This window comes from Sphaerisporangium siamense (genome assembly GCF_014205275.1).
Classification (GTDB): Bacteria; Actinomycetota; Actinomycetes; order Streptosporangiales; family Streptosporangiaceae; genus Sphaerisporangium; species Sphaerisporangium siamense.
Window position 1 is genome coordinate 4,872,939 of record NZ_JACHND010000001.1, and the last position, 22,608, is coordinate 4,895,546.

The window sequence follows — 22,608 nt, forward strand, 5'->3', positions numbered from 1 at the left end:
TAGGGGCCCTGACCTGCCGGAACGTGTGCGGACGCCCTCAGGCGACGATCTTCTTACCGGCCTTTTATCCCCGTCTCGCCCGCCACGCGGCCCGGGGCGCCCCCCAATGCCGCCCCGGGTGCGGCGTCAGGTCACAGGCGCTCGACGTTCGGGCCCCTGCATCGGTTGCGCGCGTCGAACACGAAATCCGACGCCCGCCGCACCAGGTCGTAGTCGAAGCGGTCATGGTCGGTGAGGATCACCACGAGGTCCGCCTGCGCCAGCTCCCACGCCGTGGCCTCGACCAGCACGAGCCCGCCCTCCAGCGGGTGGGCGCCCACGTGCGGGTCGGCCACCCGCACCTCCGCGCCCAGCTTGAGCAGCGCCTTGACCACCTCGATCGCCGGAGACTCGCGGATGTCCCCGGTGTTCTTCTTGTAGGCGAGGCCGAGGGCCAGCACCCGGCTGCCGAGCACCGGCTTGCCGCGCCGGTTCAGCGCCAGCGCCAGCCGGTGCACCACGTAGTCCGGCATGTGGTCGTTGATGTCGTTGGCCAGCTCCACGAACCGGAAGTTGTGCCCGAGGCTGTGCTTGACCTTCCACGACAGATACGAGGGGTCGATCGGCAGGCAGTGCCCGCCCACGCCCGGCCCCGGCGTGAACCGCATGTAGCCGAAGGGCTTGGTGGAGGCGGCGTCGATGGCCTCCCACACGTCGATGCCGAGCTGCCCCGCGAAGATCGACAGCTCGTTCACCAGTGCCACGTTGACGTGCCTGAACGTGTTCTCCAGCAGCTTGCACAGCTCGGCCACCCGCGTGGAGGACACCGGGACGGCCTGCTCCACGATGCGCTCGTAGAACGCCCGCACCTTGCGCAGCGACTCCGCGTCCACCCCCGAGACCACCTTCGGCGTGTTCTCCAGGCGCCAGCGCGCGTTGCCCGGGTCGATGCGCTCGGGACTGTAGCCGAGCGAGAAGTCCTCCGGCGTGCGCAGCTCCGAGCCCTCCTCCAGCACGGCCCGCAGGTGCTCCTCGGTCGTGCCCGGATAGGTCGTCGACTCCAGCACCACCGTCGCGCCCGGCCGCACGTACGGCGCGATCGAGCGCCCGGACTCGGTGATGTGCCGCAGGTCCGGGACCCCCTCGCGCAGCGGCGTCGGCACCGTGATCACGCAGACGTCGAACCCCTCGGCGTCGGCGTAGTCGGTGGAGGGCAGGTAGCGGCCCGACCGGCGCGCCTCCGCCAGCACGTCGTCCCCGACGTCCTCGATATAGGACTCCGCGGCGTCGAGCCGCTTGACACGCCAGGCGTCGACGTCGATCCCCACGACGTCGAACCCGGCCTCCACCGCCCGCATGGCCAGCGGCAGGCCGACGTAGCCCTGCCCGACCACCACCAGTTTGTCGCCCACGTCACGACCCCCCGTCGCTCCCCACCACGTCGAAGCCGACTGTAGGCCGCCCGGACGCGCCGCGACGATCATTCCGCCACCGGCGCGCGTGTCGTCCTGGGGGTGGTAACGCCGCAGGTCAGCGGCCGAGGAGCGCCGACGCCCGCGCGACCAGCCCCGGGGGGACGTACCTGGCCACCGCCGCGATCGCCTTGTACCGCGGGTCCGGCACGCTGATCCGCACGCCGCGCGCCAGGTCGCGCATGGCGGCGTCCACCACCTTGCCGGCCTGCAGCCACAGGAAGTCCGGAATGCCGGAGGTGTCGATGGACGCCCGCTCGTGGAACTCGGTCCGCACGAAACCCGGGCACAGCGCCATGACGTGCACCCGCGGCTCGGGCACCCGGGCCGCCAGGCCCGCGCTGAAGTTCACCACCCACGCCTTGGACGCGCTGTAGGTGCCGTCGGCGAGGAACGCGGCCACCGACGCCACGTTGATCACGCCGCCGCGTCCCCGCACCCGCATGCCCGGCAGCGCGGCGAGCGTGAGCCGCAGCACCGCCTCGCAGTGCACGCGCAGCATCGTCACCTCATCCGCCACCGGGACGTCCAGGGCGTCGCCCGGGTGACCGAACCCCGCGTTGTTCACCAGCAGGTCGACGCCCTCGGCCAGGCGGTCCTCCACCGCCGCGACGCCCTTCTCCGTGGCCAGGTCGGCGGGCAGCACCTCCACCCGCACCCCGTACCTGCGGTGCAGCGTGCCGGCCGTCGCGTCGAGGCGCCGCTCGTCGCGGGCCACCAGCACCAGCGAGAATCCGTCAGCGGCCAGCCTGCGGGCGAAGGCGGCGCCGAGCCCGGCGGTCGCTCCCGTGATGAGTGCGGTAGGCATGCCGGAAGACTAGCCCGTCCCACCCGCCCCCCGTTCCCGGCGCACGCCCTCAGACGATCACCGAACGGTCACACCGCATCGCTCCCCGCCGGGCCCGTGGCCGGGACGCCCGGCCCCAGGTTCTTCCCTGGGACGGCCGTCCCGGCCCTCGATGCGACGTGGCCGTTCTCAGATGGTCTCGTCCTCGGTGGAGCGGTGGGGCACCCTCTCGGGCGGGACCACGCCCATGCGGCCCGCCTCGAAGTCCTGGAACGCCTGCACGATCTCGTCGCGCGTGTTCATCACGAACGGCCCGTAGCGGGCGACCGGCTCGCGGATCGGCAGGCCGCCGAGCACCAGGATCTCCCACCCCGCGGCGGACGCCGACGGCTGCGTCTCCGCGGCCCGCACGGTCAGGGCCTCGCCGCGCGCCCCGAACACCGCGAGCCGTCCCTCGTCCAGCGGGACCTGGTTCTGCCCCGCCGTGCCACGGCCGCTGAGCACGTACACCAGCGCGTTGAAGTCCGTGGGCCAGGGCAGGTCGAGGCGCGCGCCGGGGGCGACGGTGGCGTGCAGGTAGTTGATCGGCGTGTACGTGACGCCCGGACCGTCGTACCCGGCCACCGATCCGGCGATCACCCGGACCAGCGACGAGCCGTCCGCGCTGGAGAGCAGCTTCACGTCGTTCCGGCTGATGTCCTGGTAGCGCGGCGCCACCCACTTCTGCGCCCGCGGCAGGTTCACCCAGAGCTGCACGCCGTGGAACAGCCCGCCCGCGGCGACCAGCTCCGGCGGAGGCTGCTCGATGTGCTGCAACCCGCTCGCGGCGGTCATCCACTGCGTGTCACCGTCCGAGATCAGGCCGCCCCCGCCCGTGGTGTCCCGGTGCTGGAAGGCGCCGTCGATGATGTAGGTCACGGTCTCGAAACCGCGGTGCGGATGCCACGGCGTGCCCTTGGCCTCGCCCGGCGCGTACTCCACCGCGCCCATGTGGTCGAGGAGCAGGAACGGGTCGGCCAGCGACAGGTCCACGGTGGGGAAGGGACGGCGTACCGCGAACCCCTCGCCCTCCAGGTGGCGCTCGGCGGTGATGACCCGGCTCACCGGCCGCCACGCCGTGGTGGCCTCGGGCAGGCGCGGAAGCCGCGGCAGGGTCAGGGTGTCAGCGGTAACGGCCGGCATGGCCCCTCCTTCTCGTCACGGCGCCCGTCCGGCAAGGCCCAGCCTCCCGATCCCGCGCCGCAGCACATCAGATAGTCCGCACAACAGCAGTTGACATTTCAACTATTCCATCATGCCTCGAACCGTCACTCAGCCCAACCTCCTCCTGGGTCCGTCTGCATCAGCGGGCGGCGTCGTCCTGGGCGTTTGAGCTTCGGCGGATGAGCGTGGTCTCTCGCAAGCTGGCGCGACTGGGGTCCTCTGCGGGTGAGGATGCCAACAAGAAAACCCTGTCCGCCCGGCTTGCATCCGACTCGGCTCCATCTTGGCCGCCCGCCTGTCGTCTCCGCCTGTCGGGTTGTGCTGTCGGGTTGTGCTGTCGAGTCGGCCGGTCGGGTCCCGCTGCGGGCCTGGTCTTCCTGTCGGTCCGTGGTGATCCCTCATGGCGCCAAGGCATCCGAGTGGAAGTCCGCCTTCCGAGACGGCTACACCATCAAGAACGACGAAACCGCCCCCATGGGCAGGAGGGTGGTCGCCGACATCGCTCCACCCGGACTGCCCAGCACATCCCGGGCCGGCCGGTCTATGTAACAAGTCGAGTGGACTTTCCGCCAAGATTTGGTCAAGATCCCTCCGCTCGTCACGGTAGAGGGCTGCCAGAAAAGGGGACAACCATCCTGTTATCCCGCAATAGAAGCAACCCTCGTGCCCCTCCCCGTTCGCGCCGCACCCCTCGACAACACCCGTCCCCGCCGCTTCCCGATCGGTGCCGCGCTCCTGCGACCGGTCGTGGCACCCGCCGCCGTGCCGGATGTCGCCGCTGCCCGGGGTCCGGCGGTCGGCGGATGGGCGTGGTCCTTCGCGGTCGAGCGGCCACCCGGCCGGCCCGGTCCGCCTGTCCGAGGAGAGACATGTCGTCCATTCCTCCCGAAGGCAGCCCCTTCGGCCGTTCACCGCGCCCATCCTTCCTCCCCGCCGGCGCGACCCCACCCGGCGGCGCCACGTCGCCCATCACGGACGGCCAACCGGGGCGCGAAGATCCAGGGCGAGAAGGCGGCAGCGGGACACAGACGCACGCCCACGACTGGTTCTTCGGCACCGGCGGTGCCGACGGTCCGCACAGTGAGGCCGGGGGAGAGCGCCCCGGGGCGGTCGAACACGGCCACAACGCAGCCGATCTCGGACACGGCGGCGCCGCACATGCCAACGGCGAGCCAGGAGCAGAGGGCGACGGGTCAGACGCACACCGCCGTAACGGTCGTCGCCGTAGTTCGTCCGACCTGGGGTACGGCGGGGCCGAGGGTACGTACGGTCGGGCAGGGGGGCCGGGTGGCGGGACAGGTGGGCGCCGTCACGACCAACCCCATGGACCGGCCGACGGTGGCAACGGTCGTGACGGCGGTTCCCGTGGTCGGTGGGACGGTTCCCGGGGTCGTGGGGAGGCCGCTTATGGGGACCTGACTCATGAAGGTGCGGAGTCACTGGGGTACGGGCGTCCAGGTCCGCGTGTTCCGCTCGGGCGTGGTCCGACATCGGGACGTGGGTGGAATCAGGAAAGGGCGGAGACGGCCGCGTCCTCTGAGGTGGACGCTGTAGGGCAGGCACCGACGCCGATCAGGACATTCGCGGGCATCTGGGACCAGGGCAAAATCCTCCTAGTGCTCGTGGTCGCTTTTCTCGTCATGGCCTTGCGGCACGTGGTCGTCCTTGAAGGAACGGCCGGCTTCGGTGAGGCGCTTGGCGCGGTCGCGAGCGGCTACGTGGGCCCGGTCGTCCTCGTACTGATCGTCATCGAGACTCTGCGGCAGGTTCACATCCTGACCGCTGAACGCTCGGCCACTTACCGGCGTCGGCGGGACGCGAGGCTGGCCCGTCTCGACCGTTGGGCGCACACAAGCCTTGACGACCGCAGCCGTCACCTCCTCGCCACGACCGCCAAGTCACTGTTCTGGCTGGTAGTGGCCGCGCTCATCCTCGCCGAGATCGTCGGCGCCCCGCCGCTCAACGCCCTGCTCCGCGCGCCTGATCTGCTGGGCGAACTCATCGCCTACGCGCCGCAGCTCGCCCTCGGTGTCCTCTTCGTCGGGATCATCGCCGGCGCGCTCCTCTGGCGCTTCCTCCGCGCCGGGATCGACACCTGCCTCCCAGGGGAGATCGCGACCCGGCTCTCCGACATCTGGGGACAGGACCACATCGTCGATCGGCTCAGGGACCACGTCGTTCTGCTCCGAGACCCCACGCCGTTCGAGGCGAGGGGCGGCCACGTGTCCAGGGGACTGCTCCTGTCGGGCCCGCCCGGCACCGGCAAAACCCTCATGGCCGAGTCCCTCGCCGGCGAGTCCGCCAAGCCGTACGTCCATGTGCGCCCCGACGCCTTCACTGGTCCACTCCCAGCACTTCGCGCCCTGAAAATGAAGACCCTGTTCCGGAGACTCCGCAGACTCGCTCTCCGTCATAACGGCGTGATCGTCCACTTCCCCAACGCAGAGACCTGGTCAAGCCCCCCACGTTCCCCCCACCCCACACCGCATGGAAACGCTCGCCTGAGCAGCCGTACCCCTCCGTCGGACGCGATGCCCACCAACGGCACCACCGCCCCGACCCGCGCCATGACGGAAAACGGCTCGGCATCCCCGGAAAGATGGCTGGAGAACGGCCCATTTCCCCCCAGCAAGCCAATCCTCGACGCCCCCCTGGCGCCGCCGAACGCACCTTCCCCCGCCAGTGGCACAGCAGCATCCGTCAGTGCCGCGACACCTCGAAACGCGCACGCCGGAGTTCTGCCGGCCAGTGACGATCACCTGTCGGCGACCGGCCGCCCACCCGCCCTGATGAGCCTGCTGGCAGAACTGTCAGGACTTACGAGACCACACGGTTTCTTCAACGTCCACGTACGGCGATTGCTCGGCATGCGGCCCTTACCGCCCCCCAAGCACCGAATCCTCGTCGTGTTGTCCAGTGACAGTCCCAAATCGCTCGACGATTCGCTGGTACGTCCAGGCCTCATCGACCGCGTCTACGAAGTCGCCTTCCCATCTAAGGCCGGACGTCTCCGCATCTATCAGGCGCACTTCGCGCAGGTCCGCCACCAGCTCACGCCGGACCAACTCGACACCCTCGCGGCGACCACTCCAGGTTTCACCGGCCCCGCGATCAGAACTCTGGTCAACGAGTCACTGATCACCGCCCTCCGAGCCGAACGCGAGCACATCACCTGGCCCGACATCATGACCGCCCACCGACTAACCCTGTCCAACGCCACCAAAGCCCCCCAACCCCTCACACCCACCCAAAGCGAACCCGGACCTGCCGCCGTGAACGGAGCGCCCACGAGAACCGGCACCCGGAGCGGAACCGGTCCTGGGATGGGAATTGGGATACGACCGGAAGCCGAGACCGCGCCCCGGAACGGAATGCCGAACGGAACCGGAATCGACACTGGGACATGGACGGGAACCGAGGCTGGATCCGGGGTCGGTGACACGAACGGGACTGCGCCTTTGAGCGGGAGGCGAGCTCGATACGGCTATGGGGCTGCTCCTGGCCGGAGACGGTTTATCGGTCCGGTAGGGATGGTGGTGGCCGCCGTCATTGGGCTTGTCGTGTTCGTGTTGATTGGGGTGGCGCTCTTCGGTGGAGATCAGATTTCTGCCGATGGGGGCGGGAGTACGGGGCTGTCCCTGCGCGCGGTGGCGGCCATGCTCGCCGGCTTGGTGGTGCTGGGCGCCGGTGCTGTGGTCGCTGTCATGGCCGTCCGTGCTCAGCAGGCGGCACGTGCCAGAGCCGAGGAGAACCGGGCACGGGCCGTCGAACGCACGCAGCTCCTCGCCGCGGCCCTGGACCCCGAAACCGCAATGCGCCTCCTCGGCTACCCCTCTGAGCAGCCCGCTTCCCCCACCCCGCTGCACACCACCACCGGCCAGCCCCTCGACTTCAAAGTTTGAAGTCGAGGTCGGGGATTATCTCGGCGACGTCCATCTGAGCCTTTTGTAGGCGGCCGGAGTAGTCCCAGTTGAGGGACTGCCAGCGGGTGAACTGGTCCAGTACCCATTGTCCGGACTGGCGGCTGCCGTTGCCGGACTTGCCGTTTCCGCCGAACGGGAGGTGGGCCTCGGCGCCGGACGTGGAGTTGTTGACGCTCACCATCCCGGCGCCGATGCCCGAGCGGAACCGGAAGGCCGCCCGCGGATCGGTGGTGTAGATGGAGGAGGACAGGCCGTACCCGGGCCGGTTGGCGAGTTCGACCGCCTCGTCCAGGCTGTCGAACGACGCGACGCCGACGATCGGCCCGAAGGTCTCCTCCAGGAACAGCCGGTCGTGGGGACGGACGCCGTCGACCACCACCGGGTGGTAGTAGAGCCCGTCCGCGCCGTCGAAGTCCCCGCGAGGGTTGCCCGCGGTGATACGGCCGGTGGGACCGGTGACGACCGCGTGGTGCGGCTCGATCCAGCCGAGGTACTGCTCGAAGCGCTCGGCGAACCGCTGGTCGAGCATCGGACCGTAGAGGACCTCCCCGGCGGGGTCGCCGACGCTCGCCCCGGCCACGGCCCGCGCGTACCTGCCGACGAACTCGTTGTGCACGGACTCGTGCACCAGGACCGTGCCGAGGGAGGTGCACCGCTGCCCGGCCGTGCCGAACCCCGAGAACAGTGCTCCCTCGACGGCGAGGTCGAGGTCGGCGTCCGGCATGATCACCATGGGGTTCTTGCCGCCCAGCTCCAGGCACGGCGACTGGAGGTGACGCCCGCACAGCTCGCCGATCTGGCGTCCGACCGCGGTGGAGCCGGTGAAGCCGACCTTCTGGACGGTGCCCTCGCCGAGGGCGGCGTCCAGCCCCGCGAACGTCGTGGGGCCGTCGGCGAAGACGATGTTCAGCACCCCGTCGGGCAGCCCGGCCGCGGCGAAGAGGCGGTAGAGCGCGTGGGCCGAGGCGGCGGCGTACTCCGCGGGCTTCCACACCACGGCGTTGCCGCACAGCAGGGCCGGGACGAGATACCAGCTCGGCACGGCCACGGGGAAGTTGCCCGCGGTGATGACGGCGGCGACGCCCACGGGCACGCGGAAGGTGAACAGGCTCTTGTCGGGCATCTCTGACGGCACGGTCTGGCCGTAGAGGCGCCGGCCTTCGCCGAGGAAGAAGTCGCAGGTGTCGACGATCTCTCTGACCTCGCCGAGCGCCTCGGCGTACGGCTTGCCGATCTCGGCGGTGACGAGCCGGGCCAGGGTTTCGGTATTGGCCTCGACCAGCCGCCCGATCGAGGCGATCACCCGGCCGCGCACGGGCGCGGGGACCGCCGCCCACTCGCGCTGCGCGGCCGACGCCACGCCGCAGGCCCAGGCGAACGTCGCCTCGCCCGCGAGCCGGACGCCGGCCACGACCTCGGACGTCCTCGCCGGGTTGATCGACTCGTAGGTCGTGCCGCTGGCGTCGTCGGCAGGCTTGCCGCCGATGACGGAGCTGATCTGGCGGGTCACCGTTGACCTCCTCGCATGGGCGCTTGCCTGTCATTCTTCCGCCTGCGACGGCTTCCCCCAACACACCGTCCGGCGATTGTGGACAACTTCCCGTCGTCCACAGCAACCGGTCCGGATGATCACCGGCGGACGGCTCCGCGACCGAGACGGTCGCCGTCCTGGACCCCGGAAAACGGTGGCATAAGTGACCGGCCTGCGGGGTGTGGTGGGAAATATGCGGCTCAATCTACATTTCCCGGCCAGGGGGGCAATCAGCAGCCGACGACAGGATTGTCCGTCGTTTTTTGTCCTTCCATTGCCGCGCTCGAAGCACTCCTGATCGCGTGCCGGGTACGCAGGAGATCGATTGTCGCCCGTCTCGTCTAACGGCCCACATCGCGGTGCCGCCGGTTCGACTGACCCTGACGCCCGAACCGGACGAGATAGGCCTGTCAATCGTCCATTTTCCGTGATTCGTCGTGTGCGGCGAATCCGATGAGACGTGCCCGAATTCGCCGCACACGGAGCAGGAGGACCCATTGCGAACCCTTCGCCGACGCACGTCGCTGGCCGCCGCCATCGGCATCACCGCCCTGTCCCTCGCCGGAATCCCGGCCCAGGCGGGCACCGGCCCGAGCCTCGCCCCGACGGCCCGCACCTCCGCCTGGACGCCCTCCCATGCCGTACCGGTCACCGCTACGGCCCCGGCCCACGGGGGAGTACGGCCCGCCACGCCGGGCGAGCCCGTCTGTACCGCGCCGTACGTCAACGAGGATCCGAGGCTCGGCCCGAAGAACCTGCCGCGGAAAGGGGTCCTGGGCCGGATATTGCAGACTTACGTCCCCCTCGGGGGTCTTCCTCCGCAGAAGTTCCTCAACCGCTACTGGGATTGGTCGGCCGGCTTCTACCGATTCCCGCCGGACTTCGGGTTCGCGCACTCAGGCGGCTATCCGAACGGCAGGCCGCTGATCGCCTCGAAAACCCTGCGCGTCAGCGAACGAGTGGACCGGTTCGGCAGTGAGAACGGCGCCTTCCTCGCCCCCTACGGAACTCCCTACGAGCAGCGCGGCATTCCCCCCACCAATCTCGACACCTTCCCCGAATCTCCCGAATATCCATGCAACTACCATGCATACCGGGTGATCAGGGAGTTCGCCGTCGATTTCGGGCCCATCGCCTCCGCGTTCCAGCAGCCGGGGGGAGGCTCGCAGTACCACCTGGTGAGCAGGCTGATCGCCGACGCGCCCCAGAACCGGGACGAGGTCTCCGTCGGCTGGCTCGTCCAGAACGGGTACCTGGTGCGGCTCAACTGAACGGCCGGGCGGGGGAGCGGCACCCCGCCCGCGCGCTCCCACCGGACGACCCGGCGGCGCGGCGGCGTCAGAGGGCCGTGAAGTCCGCGAAGTCGAATCCCGGGGACACCACGCAGCTGACCAGCACGCCTTCGGCCCCCGCCGGTCGGGCAGCCTGCCACGTCCCCGCCGGCACCAGCGCCTGGGGCTCCTGGCCCGCCTCCACGTCGGGGCCGAGCCGGACCGTCCGCGCCTCGCCCGGGCGTGCGCCGGAGCCGCCCAGTACCAGGTCGAGCGGCCCGCCCCTGTGCCAGAACCACACCTCGTCGGAGCGCACGACGTGCCACACCGACTCCTCACCCGGCTGAAGCAGGAAGTAGATGCCCGTCGCGCTCTGCCGGGGCCCGCCGTGACCGGGGGGCTCGAAGGACACAGCGGTCCGCCAGGTCTCCCGGAACCACCCGCCCTCGGGGTGGGGGAGCAGGTCGAGCGCCTCCGCCACCGCGGGACGCTCCTGGACGGCGACGAACGCGCCGGTAACGTCACGGCGCAGGAAGAGCCTGCGTCCCTGGTCGACGAGGATGACCGGGTCGGGGCCGGTGAAGGTCTCGCCCGCCACGCGCAGGGCCTCAGCCTCGCCGGACACCTGGACCGAGGGGCCGTCGGGGTACGCGCCCAGCGTCATGAGCAGCACACCGTAGATCCTATTCGACCGGCGCCGCCGCGGGTGGGCCGGCCGCGCGCGCCGGGGTGGTGAGGCGCCGCACGTCCGGTACGGCCAGGACCACCGCGCCGGCGACGAGCTGCCACACCGCGCCGAAGGCCAGCACGGTGGTGACGCCCGTGACGGCGGCCAAGGGACCGGCGGCGGCCAGCCCGACCGGCCCGAGGGCGAAGGCGCCCACGCCGGTGAGCGAGGTGATCCGCGCCAGGACCTCCGGCGGCACACGTCCAGATCGACGGGCGGCCGGCGAACAACGCGGCGGCGAGGACGGCCTGGCTCGCGCCGCGCAGGACGTCCGCCGCGAGCATGACGCGGCGGGGGCCCATTCGGTCGGCGACGACGCCGCCGAGCGGGAGGAGCACCACCATGGGGACGATCCGCGCCGCCATGATGACGCCGAGCTCGGTCTGCGTTCCGCCGGTGTCCAGGACGGCGAAGGTGACCGCCAGCGCCGCCATCGACGAGCCGAGCAGCGAGGTCGCCTCGCCCGCGAAGAAGAGCCGCAGATCTCTGTACGCCAGAGCGGCCAGGCGTCCGCGCGCCCATTTCCCGAGTGATTTCCGCGCCATGACCGTCCACCTTGCGGTGCCGCGCGACGGCTTTCAAGCGGGCGACTGAGGATAGTTGAGTCTCTTTACTGCAGGATCCTCACAGCGAAGGTTCCTTGCCATCGGCCTGATAAGAGTGCATATATTGAATCGGACGGCGGCCCTGGGGGTTGCGTTTTTACTGCGGCAGGAGGGTGACGACGATGGCATCTCCCCATTCCGCCACGGCCACCTCGCCACGCTCAGCCGCAACCAGCGCACGATCGCGCGCCACGAGCATCGCTGCCGAGGGCGGCTGTCCCGTCTTCTCCGGCGCGTCGAAGAACACCTCGATATGGCCAGTCGTGTCCGGCACGTCGGGTTCGATGTCCTGCACGACTCCCGTGGGGACCTCGATGTCCTACGCGACTTCCCCCGGGACCTCGATGTCTTACGCGACTTCCCCGGAGACATGGTGGCGCTCAGGAAGATCGTCGACCGAGGAGGATGCGCGGTGACGCTCGCGCCCGTCGAGTACGCCGTGGCGGTCGAGCACTACCTCGGCACGCTGCGCTTGGCCGAGGCGTCCCGGCGCGTGTACCGCATCGCCCTCGCCACCTGGGCGTGGTCCCTCGTCGACCGGCCTCCTCCCGAGGGCAGGGCCCGCCGTGGCGCGGCACCGCCCATCGTGCCCCTGGCCCTGCTCGACGCCCCCGACGCGCCGCACCGCCTGAGCGCCGCCCTCGCCCACCGGGCCGCCGTCGCCGACCCGCGGACGATCGGCCGTGAACTGTCCATCCTGCGCGGGGCGATCGCCTGGTGGCGCACGCGCGGGTGGATCACCGGCGACCCGCTCCGCGGGCTGCGTCCTCCGCCAGGCCAGGCTTCCGAATCCATGGCGCTCACCCCTGAGCAGGTCGAAGCGATCTTCGCGCTGCCGGTGCCGCTGCGCGAGAAGGTCTGCTGGCGGCTGCTGTACGAGACCGCCGCCCCGATCGAGCGACTCCTAGCCCTGAACGTGGACGACCTGGACCTCGGCCGCATGCGGGTGCGCACACCTCACGAGAGCCACCGGCACGGCACGGCTCCCCGCGACCGGTCACGGGCCGCCACGGCGGCCCAGACCCGTCGGCAAGCCGGTACGGCCTCCGGTGGCCGTTCGCAGGCAGGCACGTCGGCTCCGACCGGCCCGCAGATGGGTACGGCGTCCCGCACCGGCGCGCGGGCGGGTATGGCGGCGGGAGCCGGTCCCCAGATGGATACGGCGGCGGGAGTCGATCCCCAGATGGGTACGGCGGCTCGAACCGATCCCCAGATGGGTACGGCAGCCGGAACCGATCCCCAGACGGGTACGGCGTCCCGGACCGGTCCCCAGGCGGGTACGGCGGCCGGAACCGGCCAGGAGGCGGGTGCGATCTCCGAGATCCGGTGGAGACCGGGCACGGCGCGGCTCCTGTCGTTGCTTCTCGTTGGACGTGCCGGCGGCCCGGTCTTCCTCACCGAACGCCGGGCCCCGTCCGGCACCGCACCCCGCGACCGGTGCCCGGTGACCGGCCGTGGCCGCCTGTCCTACCGTCGCGCCGCCGAACTCTTCACGACCGCGACTCGCGACCTCGACCCCGAAGGCCACGGCTGGACGCTCCGCCACCTCCGCTCCGCCGGCCCCGCCCGCCCGTGAGCCAGCGCACGTGCCCGCGCGAAGCCGGGCGCCCCATATGCCCGGTCGAAAGCGGCGCGCCGTGCTGAACGGGGTCAGACCGGCCGGTCGCCCCTTTTATCCCAAAAATCTACGTTGTAAAGGAGCGCGGCTAGGTCATCGCCCGGCACACCGGCGACGGCATGCCGCAGGCGACGGCAGTGTGTCCGACCTCCGGAGAAGTAGATAGATCGCTCGGACGGAAAGGGCTCACGGGGAGGGACGCTCGGACGGAAAGGGCTCACGGGGAGGGACGCTCGGACGGAAAGGGCTTGCGGGGGCAGGTCGCTAGGGAAGAAAGGCTCAGGGCCGGCGGGCGAGGCGAAGAGCTGTAGGCCGGTGATCCGCATGAGGCGGTGCCCGAACACCTCGGCGACGGGGGGCGTGCGTCACCGTCCCGCCCGCCGCGCGGGTCGCTCGGAAAGTCGTCGAAAAGTCGTCGAAGAGTGCACTTCCCCGCCCCGGCGCCGTACGTGGCCTTCCGCGCTACCCTGGCCGACTCTCGGGGTCAGGTCGCTCGGACGGCGAGGGTGCGTTCGGCCCACTGGGCGATGTCGCGGCGTTCGATCGCGGCGGCCATGAGGTCGGGGAAGGCGTCCGGCGTGCAGGCGAAGGCCGGCACCCCGAGCGCGGCCAGGGCCTCGGCGTTGTCGCGATCGTAGTGGGGCTGGCCCTCGTCCGAGAGCGCGAGCAGGACGATGACCTGGACCCCGGCCGCCGTCATGGCCGCGACCCTGCGCAGCATCTCCTCCCGCACCCCGCCCTCGTACAGGTCGCTGATCAAGATGAAGATCGAGTTCGTCGGACGGGTGATCAGCCCCTGGCAGTAGGCGATGGCGCGGTTGATGTCGGTGCCGCCGCCGAGCTGGGTGCCGAACAGCAGCTCGACCGGGTCGTGCAACTGGTCGGTCAGGTCGACGACGCTGGTGTCGAAGACCACCAGGGACGTCCGCAGCGCGCGCATCGAGGCCAGCACGGCCCCGAAGACGCTCGAATACACCACCGACGCCGCCATCGAGCCGCTCTGGTCGATGCAGAGCGTGACCTCGCGGATCACCGCGCGCTGCTTGCGCGCGTACCCGACCAGCCGCGACGGGACGATGGTGTTCTTCTCGGGCAGGTAGTTCTTCAGGTTGGCCCTGATCGTGCGGTCCCAGTCGATGTCGGAGACCCGGCGCGGCCGGTGGGTGCGGGCGGACCGGTCGAGCGCGCCGGTGATGGCCGTCCGCGTACGCTGCGCCAGCCGGCGCTCCAGGTCGGCGACGACCTTCGCCACCACCGCGCGGGCCGACCGGCGGGCGGTCTCGGGCATCACGCGGTTGAGCGAGAGCAGCGTGCCGACGAGGTGGACGTCGGGTTCGACGGCCTCCAGCATCTCCGGTTCCAGCAGCAGGCGGGTGAGGTTGAGGCGTTCGATGGCGTCCTTCTGCATGACCTGGACGACCGTGGAGGGGAAGTAGCTGCGGATGTCTCCGAGCCATCGCGCGACCCGGGGGGCGGAGGCGCCGAGGCCCGCGCCGCGCTGCGCGTCCGCGCGCCCGCCGCCGTCCTGTCCGGTGCCGCGCCCGCCGTTGTAGAGGGCGGCGAGTGCCGCGTCCATCTGGGCGTCGGCGCCGCCCAGCGCGCAGCCGGTTCCGTCGGCGTCGCCGCCGAGCACCAGCCGCCATCTGCGCAACCGCTCGTCCATCACGCGCTCCTTCTCGTGTCGTGCCGGCTTCTGGTCCGCGCGCGGGGCTCGAAAGTCATGACGTCTCTCCCAGGATCGTGAGGACGGTGGCGACGGCGGGGCCCGCGCGTTCGGCGTCCGCCTCGGGCGCCGAGACCGGGGCCGCGTCGCCCGAGGCCACCCGCCCGCCGATGGCGCGGCGCTCCGGCGGGGGGAACGCGCCGAACGTGCGGCGCAGCAGCGGCAGGACGTCCACGAACGCCTCGCCGGGCAGGCTCGTCAACCACGTGTCGATCAGGCCGAGCAGGCCGGCGTCATGGACCAGGAGAAGGCCGCTGCCGGCCAGGAAGCCCTCGACCCAGGAGGCGGCCTGCGCGGGCGGGGTGCCCGCCGACATCGCCCGGGACATGCGCAGGGCGACCTCGTCGGCCGGGATCGTGCCGGCGTCGAGCAGGATGCGGGTCAGCCGACCGCTGATCAGCCCGTGCAGGTCGCGGCGCTCCGCGATCCCGCGCAGCGTGGCCAGCCAGCCGTCCCTGCGCGACTCCAGCAGGCCGACCGAGGTGTGCACGGCGTCGACGTGCGCGAGCATCTCGCGGGCGGAGTCGTCGTCGAGCCCGGTGACGGCGGCGGGGAGCCCGGCGCGGATGCGGCCGAGCAGGGAGTCCACGATGACCGACAGGCCCGCCGCCGGGGTGCCGCGCACGTCGCCGTAGCGCTGCGTGCGGACCAGCGCGGGCAGGGCCGCCATCAGGTGCGTGACGTCGTTGTCGAGCGCCGCCCGGGTGGAGATCGACGCCAGGACGTGGGGGAGCGCGTCCGGCAGGTCGGCCAGCAGGCAGCGCTCGGCCACCGCCGTGAGTTCCGCGAGCGTCCTCGGCGAGGACCCGGCGGCAGGCCGCGGCCCGGCGTGCCGGGCCGTCCGCGCCGACCCGACGTCCACGAGCTCGCGCACCCGGGCGGTGGCCGCGGTGGGGACCGTGGTGCCGTACGCGCCGGCCTCGATCAGGTCGACGTCGAACTCCGGGCGCCAGGCGAGCGTCCACGACTCGCGGAAGGTGCCCTTGCCGCGGGCCTCGCGCGCGGTTCCCCACGCCACGCCGAGCAGCTTGAGACGGTGCAGCAGGCGGCTGCGCTCCAGGTCGAGGGGTTTGCGGAGGTCCAGGTCGAGCTCGCGCTCCAGCGCCTCGGGGCGCAGTTTGAGCCGGCGCTGCCGGTCGCGCAGGTCGCGCTGCAGGGGGACCATGGGCGTGTCGTCCGGCACGCGGCCGAGCCGTTCGCCGACGACCATGCGGCGCTGGATCAGCTCCACCGGCAGCTCGTCGCCTTCGCAGAGCACCGCGCGGACCGCCTCGGTCACCTCGCCGAGCCCCGCGAGGGGGCGTCCGCGGACGAGGGCGAGGCTGTTCGCCAGGCGGACGGCCTCGATGACGTGGGCAGAGGAGACCGGGAGGTCCTCCTCGCGCAGCACGGCGGCGGCCGCGGCGAGCCAGCGCTCGATCGGCTTGTCCGGCGAGGCGAACAGGTGGTCGTACCAGCCGGGCGAGGTGATGCCCGCGCCGTAGCCGCTCCAGGACGCCAGCCGCCCGTGCGTCCACGGCACCCAGGTCATCTCGACCTTGACCTTGGGAAGGCCCTTCAGCAGGCGCTCGTCGGGTGCGGCCGGGCCCGGCTCGCGCAGCGCGGGAACGTGCCAGGCGCCGCAGACCACGGCGACGTGACGGTGGCCCTCCTTGACGGCGGCGCGCATGGTCTTGCGCATGTGCGCCTCGCGGCGGGCCTCCTGCTCGTGAGGGGTATAGCCCTCACGCACGGCGGCCATGGCGTCGGCGATCACCTCGAACGGGGTGTCGCCCCGATGCTCGACGGCGTCCTCCCACCAGCGTTCCGGGTCGTCATACCCGGCCGCACCGGCGAGCTCGCCGATCGGGTCGCGGTGCATGACGGGCCCCCGCGGGCCGTCCGCCTCGGCGTCCGGGGCGATCAGCACTTCCCCGGGACGCGCCTCTGCCTGCCCGCGGTGCGCTTCCGGCTCCCCAGGCCGCCCATTCGGCTCTCCCGGCTGCTCGCGGTGCGCTTCCGGCTCCCCAGGCCGCCCATTCGGCTCTCCCGGCTGCTCGCGGTGCGCTTCCGGCTTCCCGGGAGGCCCACTCGGCTTCCCGGGATGTGCTTCCGGGTGCCCTGGACCCGCCAGAGTGGTCGGGGGAGTGGGGGGCGTGGTGCCGGGGTCGGCGTCCACGGACGGTGACACCGGCTCGGGACCCGGTTCGGCGGGAGGGCCGGCCAGGCCGTGCGTCGCGGGCAGGTCGCAGAAGCGGACGGGGATGCCCGCGCGGATGGCGTACTGGATGGCCTGCCACTCGGGGGAGAACGTCGCGAACGGCCAGAACGCGGCCCGGGACGGCTCTCCTGGCACGTGGGCCAGCAGCGCGACCGGCGGCTCCATGTCGGGGTCGGCGGCCAGCGCCACCAGGGCGTCGGCCTCCGGCGGGCCCTCGATGAGGATGATGTCCGGGCGCAGCCGCTCCAGCTCGGCGACCACCGCGCGCGCCGACCCGGGCCCGTGGTGCCGCACGCCGAGCACGCTGAACACCGGCGCGCTCCCGGCGTCCCTGCGGTGCTGCCCGGGCCGTGCGGCGCGCCCGGCCACGGCGGGCGACCGGTCAGGAGACATCGCGGCGTGTCCGGCCACGGCGGGGGACCGGTCAGGAGACATCGCGACACGCCCGGTAGAAGTCACGCCAGTCGGGGCGCTCGCGGACCACGGTCTCCAGGTACTCCTGCCAGATCACGCGGTCGGACACCGGGTCCTGCACGACGGCGCCGATGATGCCCGCAGCCACGTCGCCGGGGCGCAGCACGCCGTCCCCGAAGTGCGCCGCCAGGGCGATGCCGCTGGTCACGACCGAGATGGCCTCGGCGGTGCTCAGGGTGCCGCTCGGCGACTTGACGGTCGTGCGGCCGTCGGAGGTGACCCCGGACCGCAGCTCGCGGAAGACCGTGACGACGCGCCTGATCTCTTCCAGGCCGGTGGGCGTGGGAGGCAGCTCCAAGGAACGGCCGAGCTGGGCGACACGGCGCGCCACGATGTCGACCTCCTCCTCGGCGCTGGCCGGCACCGGCAGGACGACGGTGTTGAATCGCCGCCGCAGCGCGCTGGACAGCTCGTTGACACCCCGGTCACGATCGTTGGCCGTGGCGATCACGTTGAACCCGCGGGCCGCCTGGACCTCCTCGTTCAGCTCAGGGATGGGCAGCGTCTTCTCCGACAGGACGGTGATGAGGGCGTCCTGGACGTCGGACGGCATGCGGGTGAGCTCCTCGACGCGGGCCAGGCGGCCCTCGGCCATGGCGCGCATCACCGGGCTCGGCGTCAGCGCCTCGCGCGACGGCCCCTCGGCGAGCAGCCGGGCGTAGTTCCAGCCGTAGCGGATGGCCTCCTCCGCGGTGCCGGCCGTGCCCTGGACGAGCAGCGTGGAGTCGCCGCTGATCGCCGCGGCCAGGTGCTCCGACAGCCACGTCTTGGCGGTGCCCGGCACGCCGAGCAGCAGCAGCGCCCTGTCGGTCGCCAGGGTGGCCACGGCGACCTCGACGATACGGCGCGGGCCGATGTACTTGGGGGTGATCTGGGCGCCGTCGCCGAGCAGGTAGGTGGTCACGGCCCAGGGCGAGAGCCGCCACCCCGGCGGCCTCGGCCGGTCGTCCGCCTTGGCGAGGATCTCCAGCTCGTCGGCGTACTGGTCTTCCGCGTGGGGCCGCAGAACGGTCATATCTATTCAGCTCACTTTCTCGAAGTCATCCTGGCGAACCACACCCGCAAGGCAAGGACACGACGACCCGTCACCCTGCACCACTCCGGGTACGTACCGCCGGAAAAGGGAAAGGCCGGCGATGCGTGGAACTCGCCGGGAAAGGGGAAGGCCGGCGGCATGCCGAGCTCGCCGGGGAGGGCACCCCAGGAACGGCGACCCGGCCGGCGCCAAGGGCAGGCCCGCCGCCGACGGCGCACGACCGCGGCGGCTGTTCACGATGGTGGCCGTGTCGACGGTGGTCATGCCCGTCGCGCCGTACGTGAAGGGTGACCGCATGCGCGGGGCTTTGCGGGAAAGGGGAAGGCCGGCGGCATGCCGATCTTGCTGGGACGGACCCCCGAGGGACGGCGACCCGGCCGGCGGGGCCGCCGCCGACGGCGCAGGATCGCGGCGGATCCGACCGCGGTGGGTGTTCACGATTGTGGCCGTGCCGACGGCGGTCACGTCCGTCGCGCCGTACGCGAACGGTGACCGCATGGGTGTGGAGGGCGTATGGCCATGGGGTCCTTGGGGGTGGTGGCAGGGGATGGTGATAGCTGTGCCGGATCGCGTGCGGGGGGAGGTGGATGGTGGTCGCGTGGGGGTGCAGGGTGCTTCGAAGCTCGAAGGTGCTCTGGGGGCGTCGTGGGTCATGGGCGTAGCTCGGCGTGCATCTGGTGGCGGAAGTGGAGCGTGGCGGCGACCTCTTGGACGGGCCGCTCGTCCGAGAGCCGGGCGGCCATCTCGTACATGGCCGGGTCGACGCGCTCGCCCGCCAGGCGGACCAGCTCTTCGAGGTTCCAGGGCTGATGCCCCGCCGTCGCGATGATCTTCTCCAGCACGGCCTGGGCCAGGGCGGCTCCCCACGGCGCGGGCAGGCCGCCGAGCATCATGATCAGCTGGCCGTCGACCGGCTGGTCGTGGACCAGCTCGGCCGCCTTGTCGGCGCGCTCGGCGGGCGGCAGCACGGCGAGCAGGTCGCTCAGCGGTTCCACCGCGAACAACGCGCGCGCCCACTCCGCGTCGTTCTGCAGGACGGCGGCGCGCTCCCAGCCGAGCCTGATCTCGCGGGCCCACTCGCCGATGTTCAGCGCGACGAGCTGCTTGGCGGGCAGCCCGAAGTGGCCGGTCCAGAAGGACAGCGGTGTGTGGGCGATGACCTGCTGGAGCCACCAGCTCCGCTGCCCGGTGCCGGCCGGGGCGCGGGACCGGATGCCGTCGCGCTCCATGGCGGCGTCGCAGGCCGCCGGAGGCTCGGCGTGCAGCCGGTCGCCGGTGACGCGCAGGCACAGCGCCGCGCGCGCGGTCATCCTCAGGCCCAAACGCGACTGCGGGAGCCGGGTGAGCAGGTCGGCGGCCTGGGCTCTGACCTCACGGCGCCGGTCGTCCAGCGCGGCCTCCAGGAACGGCTCGTCGGCCATCGTCAGCCCGTCGGCCAGGGCGTGGACGAACGCCGCACGGTCCTCCGGGGTCTCCTTGTCCCAGCCGCGCAGCAGCAACGCCCGCGCCTTCACCGGGTCGTCGGCCCGAAGTTCACGGAAGAAGGAGAGCCGATCACCCCGCGTCCCGAATTCCCACAGAGGATGCCCGACCACGACTTCATCACCCTCTACCGCGGCCTCGTGTCCCTCTGCCCTGGTCTCGTGTCCCTCTGCCCTGGTCTCGTGCTGCTCTGCCCTGGTCTCGTGCTGCTCTGCCCTGGTCTCGTGGTGCTCTGGCGTGGCCTTGCGCTCCTGGGGCGCGGATTCTCCGGCTGCGGCCACGGCCTCCCGGTCTGCGGCCTCCCCGTCCATGGTCACGGCCTCACCGCTGCTCGTCCCGGCCTCGCCACCTTCGGTATCGGTGCCGCCTGTCAGGGCACCTCCGGCATCGGCGGAGGCTCTGGCGGCTCCGGGGGCGTCTTCGGCTCCGGAGGCTGGTGTGCCGTTCGCTGCGGACGTGGGTGTGTCGCCCGGCTCGGCGAGGGCTCTGCCGGGCGTCGGTGTGGTGTCCGTGGTGGTGGACGTGGGGCGGTCCGTGACTGGAGTCGGGGATTGCGGGCCCTGAGGGTGTGCCATGCCGGGGCGGGTGGGGGTGCCGGCGTGGCGGGTGGCCTCTTCCAGGACGTACTTCCAGGTGTCGTTGAGGGTGGCGAGCCATCGGCCACGGGCGCCCGCCAGGACGCCGATCGACGGCCGCAGGGACCGGTCGCGCGCGCCGTGGTCGAGCACTGGGGGCAACAGCTTCGCCGGCAGCCGGTAGCCCAGCGCGCCGGCGGCCTCCAGCCACTCGGGCAGCAGGCGCGACTGCTCGCCGCCGAGGATGCGCGCCAGCCGGTCGGCCGCCGCGCGCGGCACCGGCGGCTGCTCCTCGGCGGGCGCGGCGGGCAGCGGCTCCCCCCTCTGGAGACGCTGCCCGGCCCGCGCCCCGACCGTGCGGGCCGCCGCCTGGCCGAGCAGGCCGGGCTGGGGGCGCCGGTCGGTGCCGACCAGCGCGGCCGACACCAGCCGCTCCCAATCGTCGGTCGTGATCACCAGGACTCCTCTGTCGCGTGAGGTGCGCTGCCGTCGCGGCGCGCGGACGGGCCGGGACGGGAGGTCACAGCACCACCACCTGGCCGTCCTCGTCCCATGTGGTGAGGGGACGCAGCCCTCGCGGCGTCCATTCGGCGGCGACCGTCATCGGATGCCCCCCGGACACGGCCAGCAGCCGCCAGGGAGGACCCGCGGACGCCTGCAAGGGCATGCCCGCCGCTTGCTCATCCGGCACCTCCTGCGGCGGTCCGCCCGGCATGCCCTCCGCCGGTGCGCCAGTTATGCCGGGGCCCTGTTTGGCCGGCGTGCCGGTGGGGTCGGCGAGGAGCCAGCGGCCGCCTCGGGACGCGGGGACGACGTCGCTCAGGAGGACGGGCCAGGAATCGACCCAGGGGTCACCAGCGATGGCGGCGGCGACCAGGCCGAGGGCCTCGCGCACGCCGGAGCCGCGGGGCGGTGTGGACGGCAGCGCGCCGTGCCGCGCGGCCACCAGGGCTCGCAGCGGGGACGCGCCGGGGTAGAAGGCCAGCTCCGCGTCGATGACGGTGCCGGTGACCAGGGAGGCGTCCATGGCCTGGCCGACCGGCGCGAAGGTGAGCACCAGGGCGTACCGGCCGGTGGTCTGCCCTTTCAGCCAGACCCTGCGTGAGACCAGACGATCCTGCTCGTCGTCTCGCTGCCCGAGGACGTGCCATCGGTCGCGCACGGGGGGCGAGGCCAGGACCTCTTCGCGGGAGATGGGAAAGCCGACGCGCGAGCGGACGGTGTCGCGCAGCGGCGCGGGCAGGGACGCGGCGCGGCGGTAGCCGATGGCGAGGAGGTTCAGCAGGCCGTACTCGCCGAGCAGGCGGGCGGGCCAGTCTTCCTCGGTGAGGACGCGGTGCAGCCGGGAGACCGCCGCCGCGACGCCGGGCGCCTGGGCGTCGACCAGCCGTCGCGTCAGCTCGTCCCACTGGGCCGGGGAGTTCTGCCGGGCTCCGGACAGCCCCTGCCCGATCTGGTCGGTCAGCCAGCGCTCCAGCTCGGCGAGCCCGGCCGCCACCCGTTCCTCACGCTGGGCGGCGCGGCGTTCGGCAGCGGGGTCGGGAGCGGCGTCGTGCCCGGCGGACGCCTGCCCGTCGGCCGTCCCCTCGGGCCCCTGACCGGTGGAGGGACCTTCGGACGCCCGTCCGGCGGTCTTGGTGGCGCGGGCGCGCCGCTGCTCCAGCCACTCGGCCACCCAGTCGGGGGTGGTCTCGGCGGCGGGCACGTCACCGGCCGACCAGAGCAGCAGCAGGCCGAGGGCGTGCTTGCAGGGGAACTTCCTGCTGGGGCAACTGCACCGGTAGGCGGGTTCGCCGAAGTCGACGCAGGCGCGGTACGGCGAGGCGCCGCTGCCCTTGCACTCCCCCCACAGCGCCCCGGCCCCGACGCCCGTCGCGGACCACTTGGCCGCAGTGCCGACGCTCTGCGCGCCCCTCTGGGAAGAGGCGTCGGGGGCGAGCGCGAGCACTTGATCACGGCTCCAACGTTCGATCACGAGCGGCACACTAGCGGCGGCCTCTGA

Annotated in this window: 16 protein-coding genes and 1 pseudogene; 4 read left to right on the forward strand and 13 right to left on the reverse strand. The window is 72.1% G+C overall.

Going from position 1 to position 22,608, the window contains the following annotated elements:
* Positions 1-131: 131 nt before the first annotated feature.
* The 3 genes from BJ982_RS22610 to BJ982_RS22620 form a co-directional block, all read right to left on the reverse strand.
* Positions 132-1,391: a nucleotide sugar dehydrogenase gene (locus tag BJ982_RS22610; protein WP_203958900.1), complete on the reverse strand. Its 1,260-nt coding sequence runs from the start codon at positions 1,389-1,391 to the stop codon at positions 132-134.
* A 118-nt stretch (positions 1,392-1,509) separates the two neighbouring features.
* Positions 1,510-2,259, reverse strand: coding sequence for an SDR family NAD(P)-dependent oxidoreductase (locus tag BJ982_RS22615; protein ID WP_184883163.1), 750 nt, complete (start codon positions 2,257-2,259; stop codon positions 1,510-1,512).
* Between the two features lie 168 nt (positions 2,260-2,427).
* Complete coding sequence (locus tag BJ982_RS22620; protein WP_184883165.1) at positions 2,428-3,420, reverse strand: pirin family protein; 993 nt, start codon at positions 3,418-3,420, stop codon at positions 2,428-2,430.
* A 1,637-nt stretch (positions 3,421-5,057) separates the two neighbouring features.
* Here BJ982_RS22620 and BJ982_RS22625 point away from each other — a divergent pair.
* Positions 5,058-7,343, forward strand: coding sequence for an AAA family ATPase (locus BJ982_RS22625; RefSeq protein WP_184883167.1), 2,286 nt, complete (start codon positions 5,058-5,060; stop codon positions 7,341-7,343).
* Here the strand turns inward: BJ982_RS22625 and BJ982_RS22630 are convergent.
* Positions 7,333-8,874: an aldehyde dehydrogenase family protein gene (locus tag BJ982_RS22630; RefSeq protein WP_184883169.1), complete on the reverse strand. Its 1,542-nt coding sequence runs from the start codon at positions 8,872-8,874 to the stop codon at positions 7,333-7,335. The genes BJ982_RS22625 and BJ982_RS22630 overlap by 11 nt on opposite strands.
* Before the next feature lie 518 nt (positions 8,875-9,392).
* On the opposite strand from BJ982_RS22630, the gene BJ982_RS22635 reads away from it, so the two are divergent.
* Positions 9,393-10,166 carry a TNT domain-containing protein gene (locus BJ982_RS22635; RefSeq protein WP_184883171.1) on the forward strand — a complete coding sequence of 258 codons (774 nt, stop codon included), beginning with the start codon at positions 9,393-9,395 and terminating at the stop codon, positions 10,164-10,166.
* 67 nt (positions 10,167-10,233) lie between these two features.
* On the opposite strand, the gene BJ982_RS22640 is transcribed toward BJ982_RS22635, so the two are convergent.
* The 3 genes and pseudogenes from BJ982_RS22640 to BJ982_RS40975 form a co-directional block, all read right to left on the reverse strand.
* A complete protein-coding gene (locus tag BJ982_RS22640; RefSeq protein WP_184889164.1) occupies positions 10,234-10,830 on the reverse strand; it encodes a cupin domain-containing protein in 597 nt (198 codons plus the stop codon).
* Positions 10,831-10,849: 19 nt separating this feature from the next.
* Positions 10,850-11,092, reverse strand: a complete 243-nt coding sequence (locus tag BJ982_RS39560; RefSeq protein ID WP_239122782.1) for a hypothetical protein — start codon at positions 11,090-11,092, stop codon at positions 10,850-10,852.
* A gap of 58 nt (positions 11,093-11,150) precedes the next feature.
* Positions 11,151-11,318: pseudogene (locus BJ982_RS40975) on the reverse strand (MFS transporter); the annotation flags it as partial.
* Between BJ982_RS40975 and BJ982_RS39565 the strand changes: the two are divergent.
* Positions 11,236-11,487, forward strand: coding sequence for a hypothetical protein (locus BJ982_RS39565; protein ID WP_239122781.1), 252 nt, complete (start codon positions 11,236-11,238; stop codon positions 11,485-11,487). The pseudogene BJ982_RS40975 and the gene BJ982_RS39565 sit on opposite strands and share 83 nt — an antisense overlap.
* Positions 11,488-11,595: 108 nt before the next feature.
* Here BJ982_RS39565 and BJ982_RS22650 read toward each other — a convergent pair whose 3' ends face one another.
* Positions 11,596-11,793, reverse strand: a complete 198-nt coding sequence (locus BJ982_RS22650; protein WP_184883175.1) for a hypothetical protein — start codon at positions 11,791-11,793, stop codon at positions 11,596-11,598.
* Between the two features lie 117 nt (positions 11,794-11,910).
* Here BJ982_RS22650 and BJ982_RS38590 point away from each other — a divergent pair, with 117 nt between their 5' ends.
* The gene (locus tag BJ982_RS38590; RefSeq protein ID WP_203958899.1) at positions 11,911-13,074 is read left to right on the forward strand and encodes a site-specific integrase; all 1,164 of its coding nucleotides are present in this window, start codon (positions 11,911-11,913) and stop codon (positions 13,072-13,074) included.
* Between the two features lie 526 nt (positions 13,075-13,600).
* On the opposite strand, the gene BJ982_RS22660 is transcribed toward BJ982_RS38590, so the two are convergent.
* From BJ982_RS22660 to BJ982_RS22680, 5 genes are all read right to left on the reverse strand, one after another.
* Positions 13,601-14,779, reverse strand: coding sequence for a VWA domain-containing protein (locus tag BJ982_RS22660; RefSeq protein WP_184883177.1), 1,179 nt, complete (start codon positions 14,777-14,779; stop codon positions 13,601-13,603).
* Between the two features lie 55 nt (positions 14,780-14,834).
* Positions 14,835-17,474 carry a DUF5682 family protein gene (locus BJ982_RS22665; RefSeq protein WP_260413828.1) on the reverse strand — a complete coding sequence of 880 codons (2,640 nt, stop codon included), beginning with the start codon at positions 17,472-17,474 and terminating at the stop codon, positions 14,835-14,837.
* Positions 17,464-18,528, reverse strand: a complete 1,065-nt coding sequence (locus BJ982_RS22670) for an ATP-binding protein (protein ID WP_184883179.1) — start codon at positions 18,526-18,528, stop codon at positions 17,464-17,466. The genes BJ982_RS22665 and BJ982_RS22670 overlap by 11 nt, the downstream gene beginning before the upstream one ends.
* A 671-nt stretch (positions 18,529-19,199) precedes the next feature.
* Positions 19,200-21,062: a DUF5691 domain-containing protein gene (locus BJ982_RS22675; RefSeq protein WP_184883181.1), complete on the reverse strand. Its 1,863-nt coding sequence runs from the start codon at positions 21,060-21,062 to the stop codon at positions 19,200-19,202.
* Positions 21,063-21,126: 64 nt separating this feature from the next.
* A complete protein-coding gene (locus tag BJ982_RS22680) occupies positions 21,127-22,581 on the reverse strand; it encodes an SWIM zinc finger family protein (RefSeq protein WP_184883183.1) in 1,455 nt (484 codons plus the stop codon).
* Between the last annotated feature and the right edge of the window lie 27 nt (positions 22,582-22,608).

Excerpts from the sequence above, each read along its gene's own strand:
- BJ982_RS22615 (WP_184883163.1), bottom strand. The coding sequence starts at position 2,259 with ATGCCTACCGCACTCATCACGGGAGCGACCGCCGGGCTCGGCGCCGCC.
- BJ982_RS22620 (WP_184883165.1), bottom strand. The coding sequence starts at position 3,420 with ATGCCGGCCGTTACCGCTGACACCCTGACCCTGCCGCGGCTTCCGCGC.
- BJ982_RS22640 (WP_184889164.1), bottom strand. The coding sequence starts at position 10,830 with ATGACGCTGGGCGCGTACCCCGACGGCCCCTCGGTCCAGGTGTCCGGC.
- BJ982_RS39565 (WP_239122781.1), top strand. The coding sequence starts at position 11,236 with ATGGGGACGATCCGCGCCGCCATGATGACGCCGAGCTCGGTCTGCGTT.
- BJ982_RS22660 (WP_184883177.1), bottom strand. The coding sequence starts at position 14,779 with ATGGACGAGCGGTTGCGCAGATGGCGGCTGGTGCTCGGCGGCGACGCC.
- BJ982_RS22665 (WP_260413828.1), bottom strand. The coding sequence starts at position 17,474 with ATGTCTCCTGACCGGTCCCCCGCCGTGGCCGGACACGCCGCGATGTCT.
- BJ982_RS22670 (WP_184883179.1), bottom strand. The coding sequence starts at position 18,528 with ATGACCGTTCTGCGGCCCCACGCGGAAGACCAGTACGCCGACGAGCTG.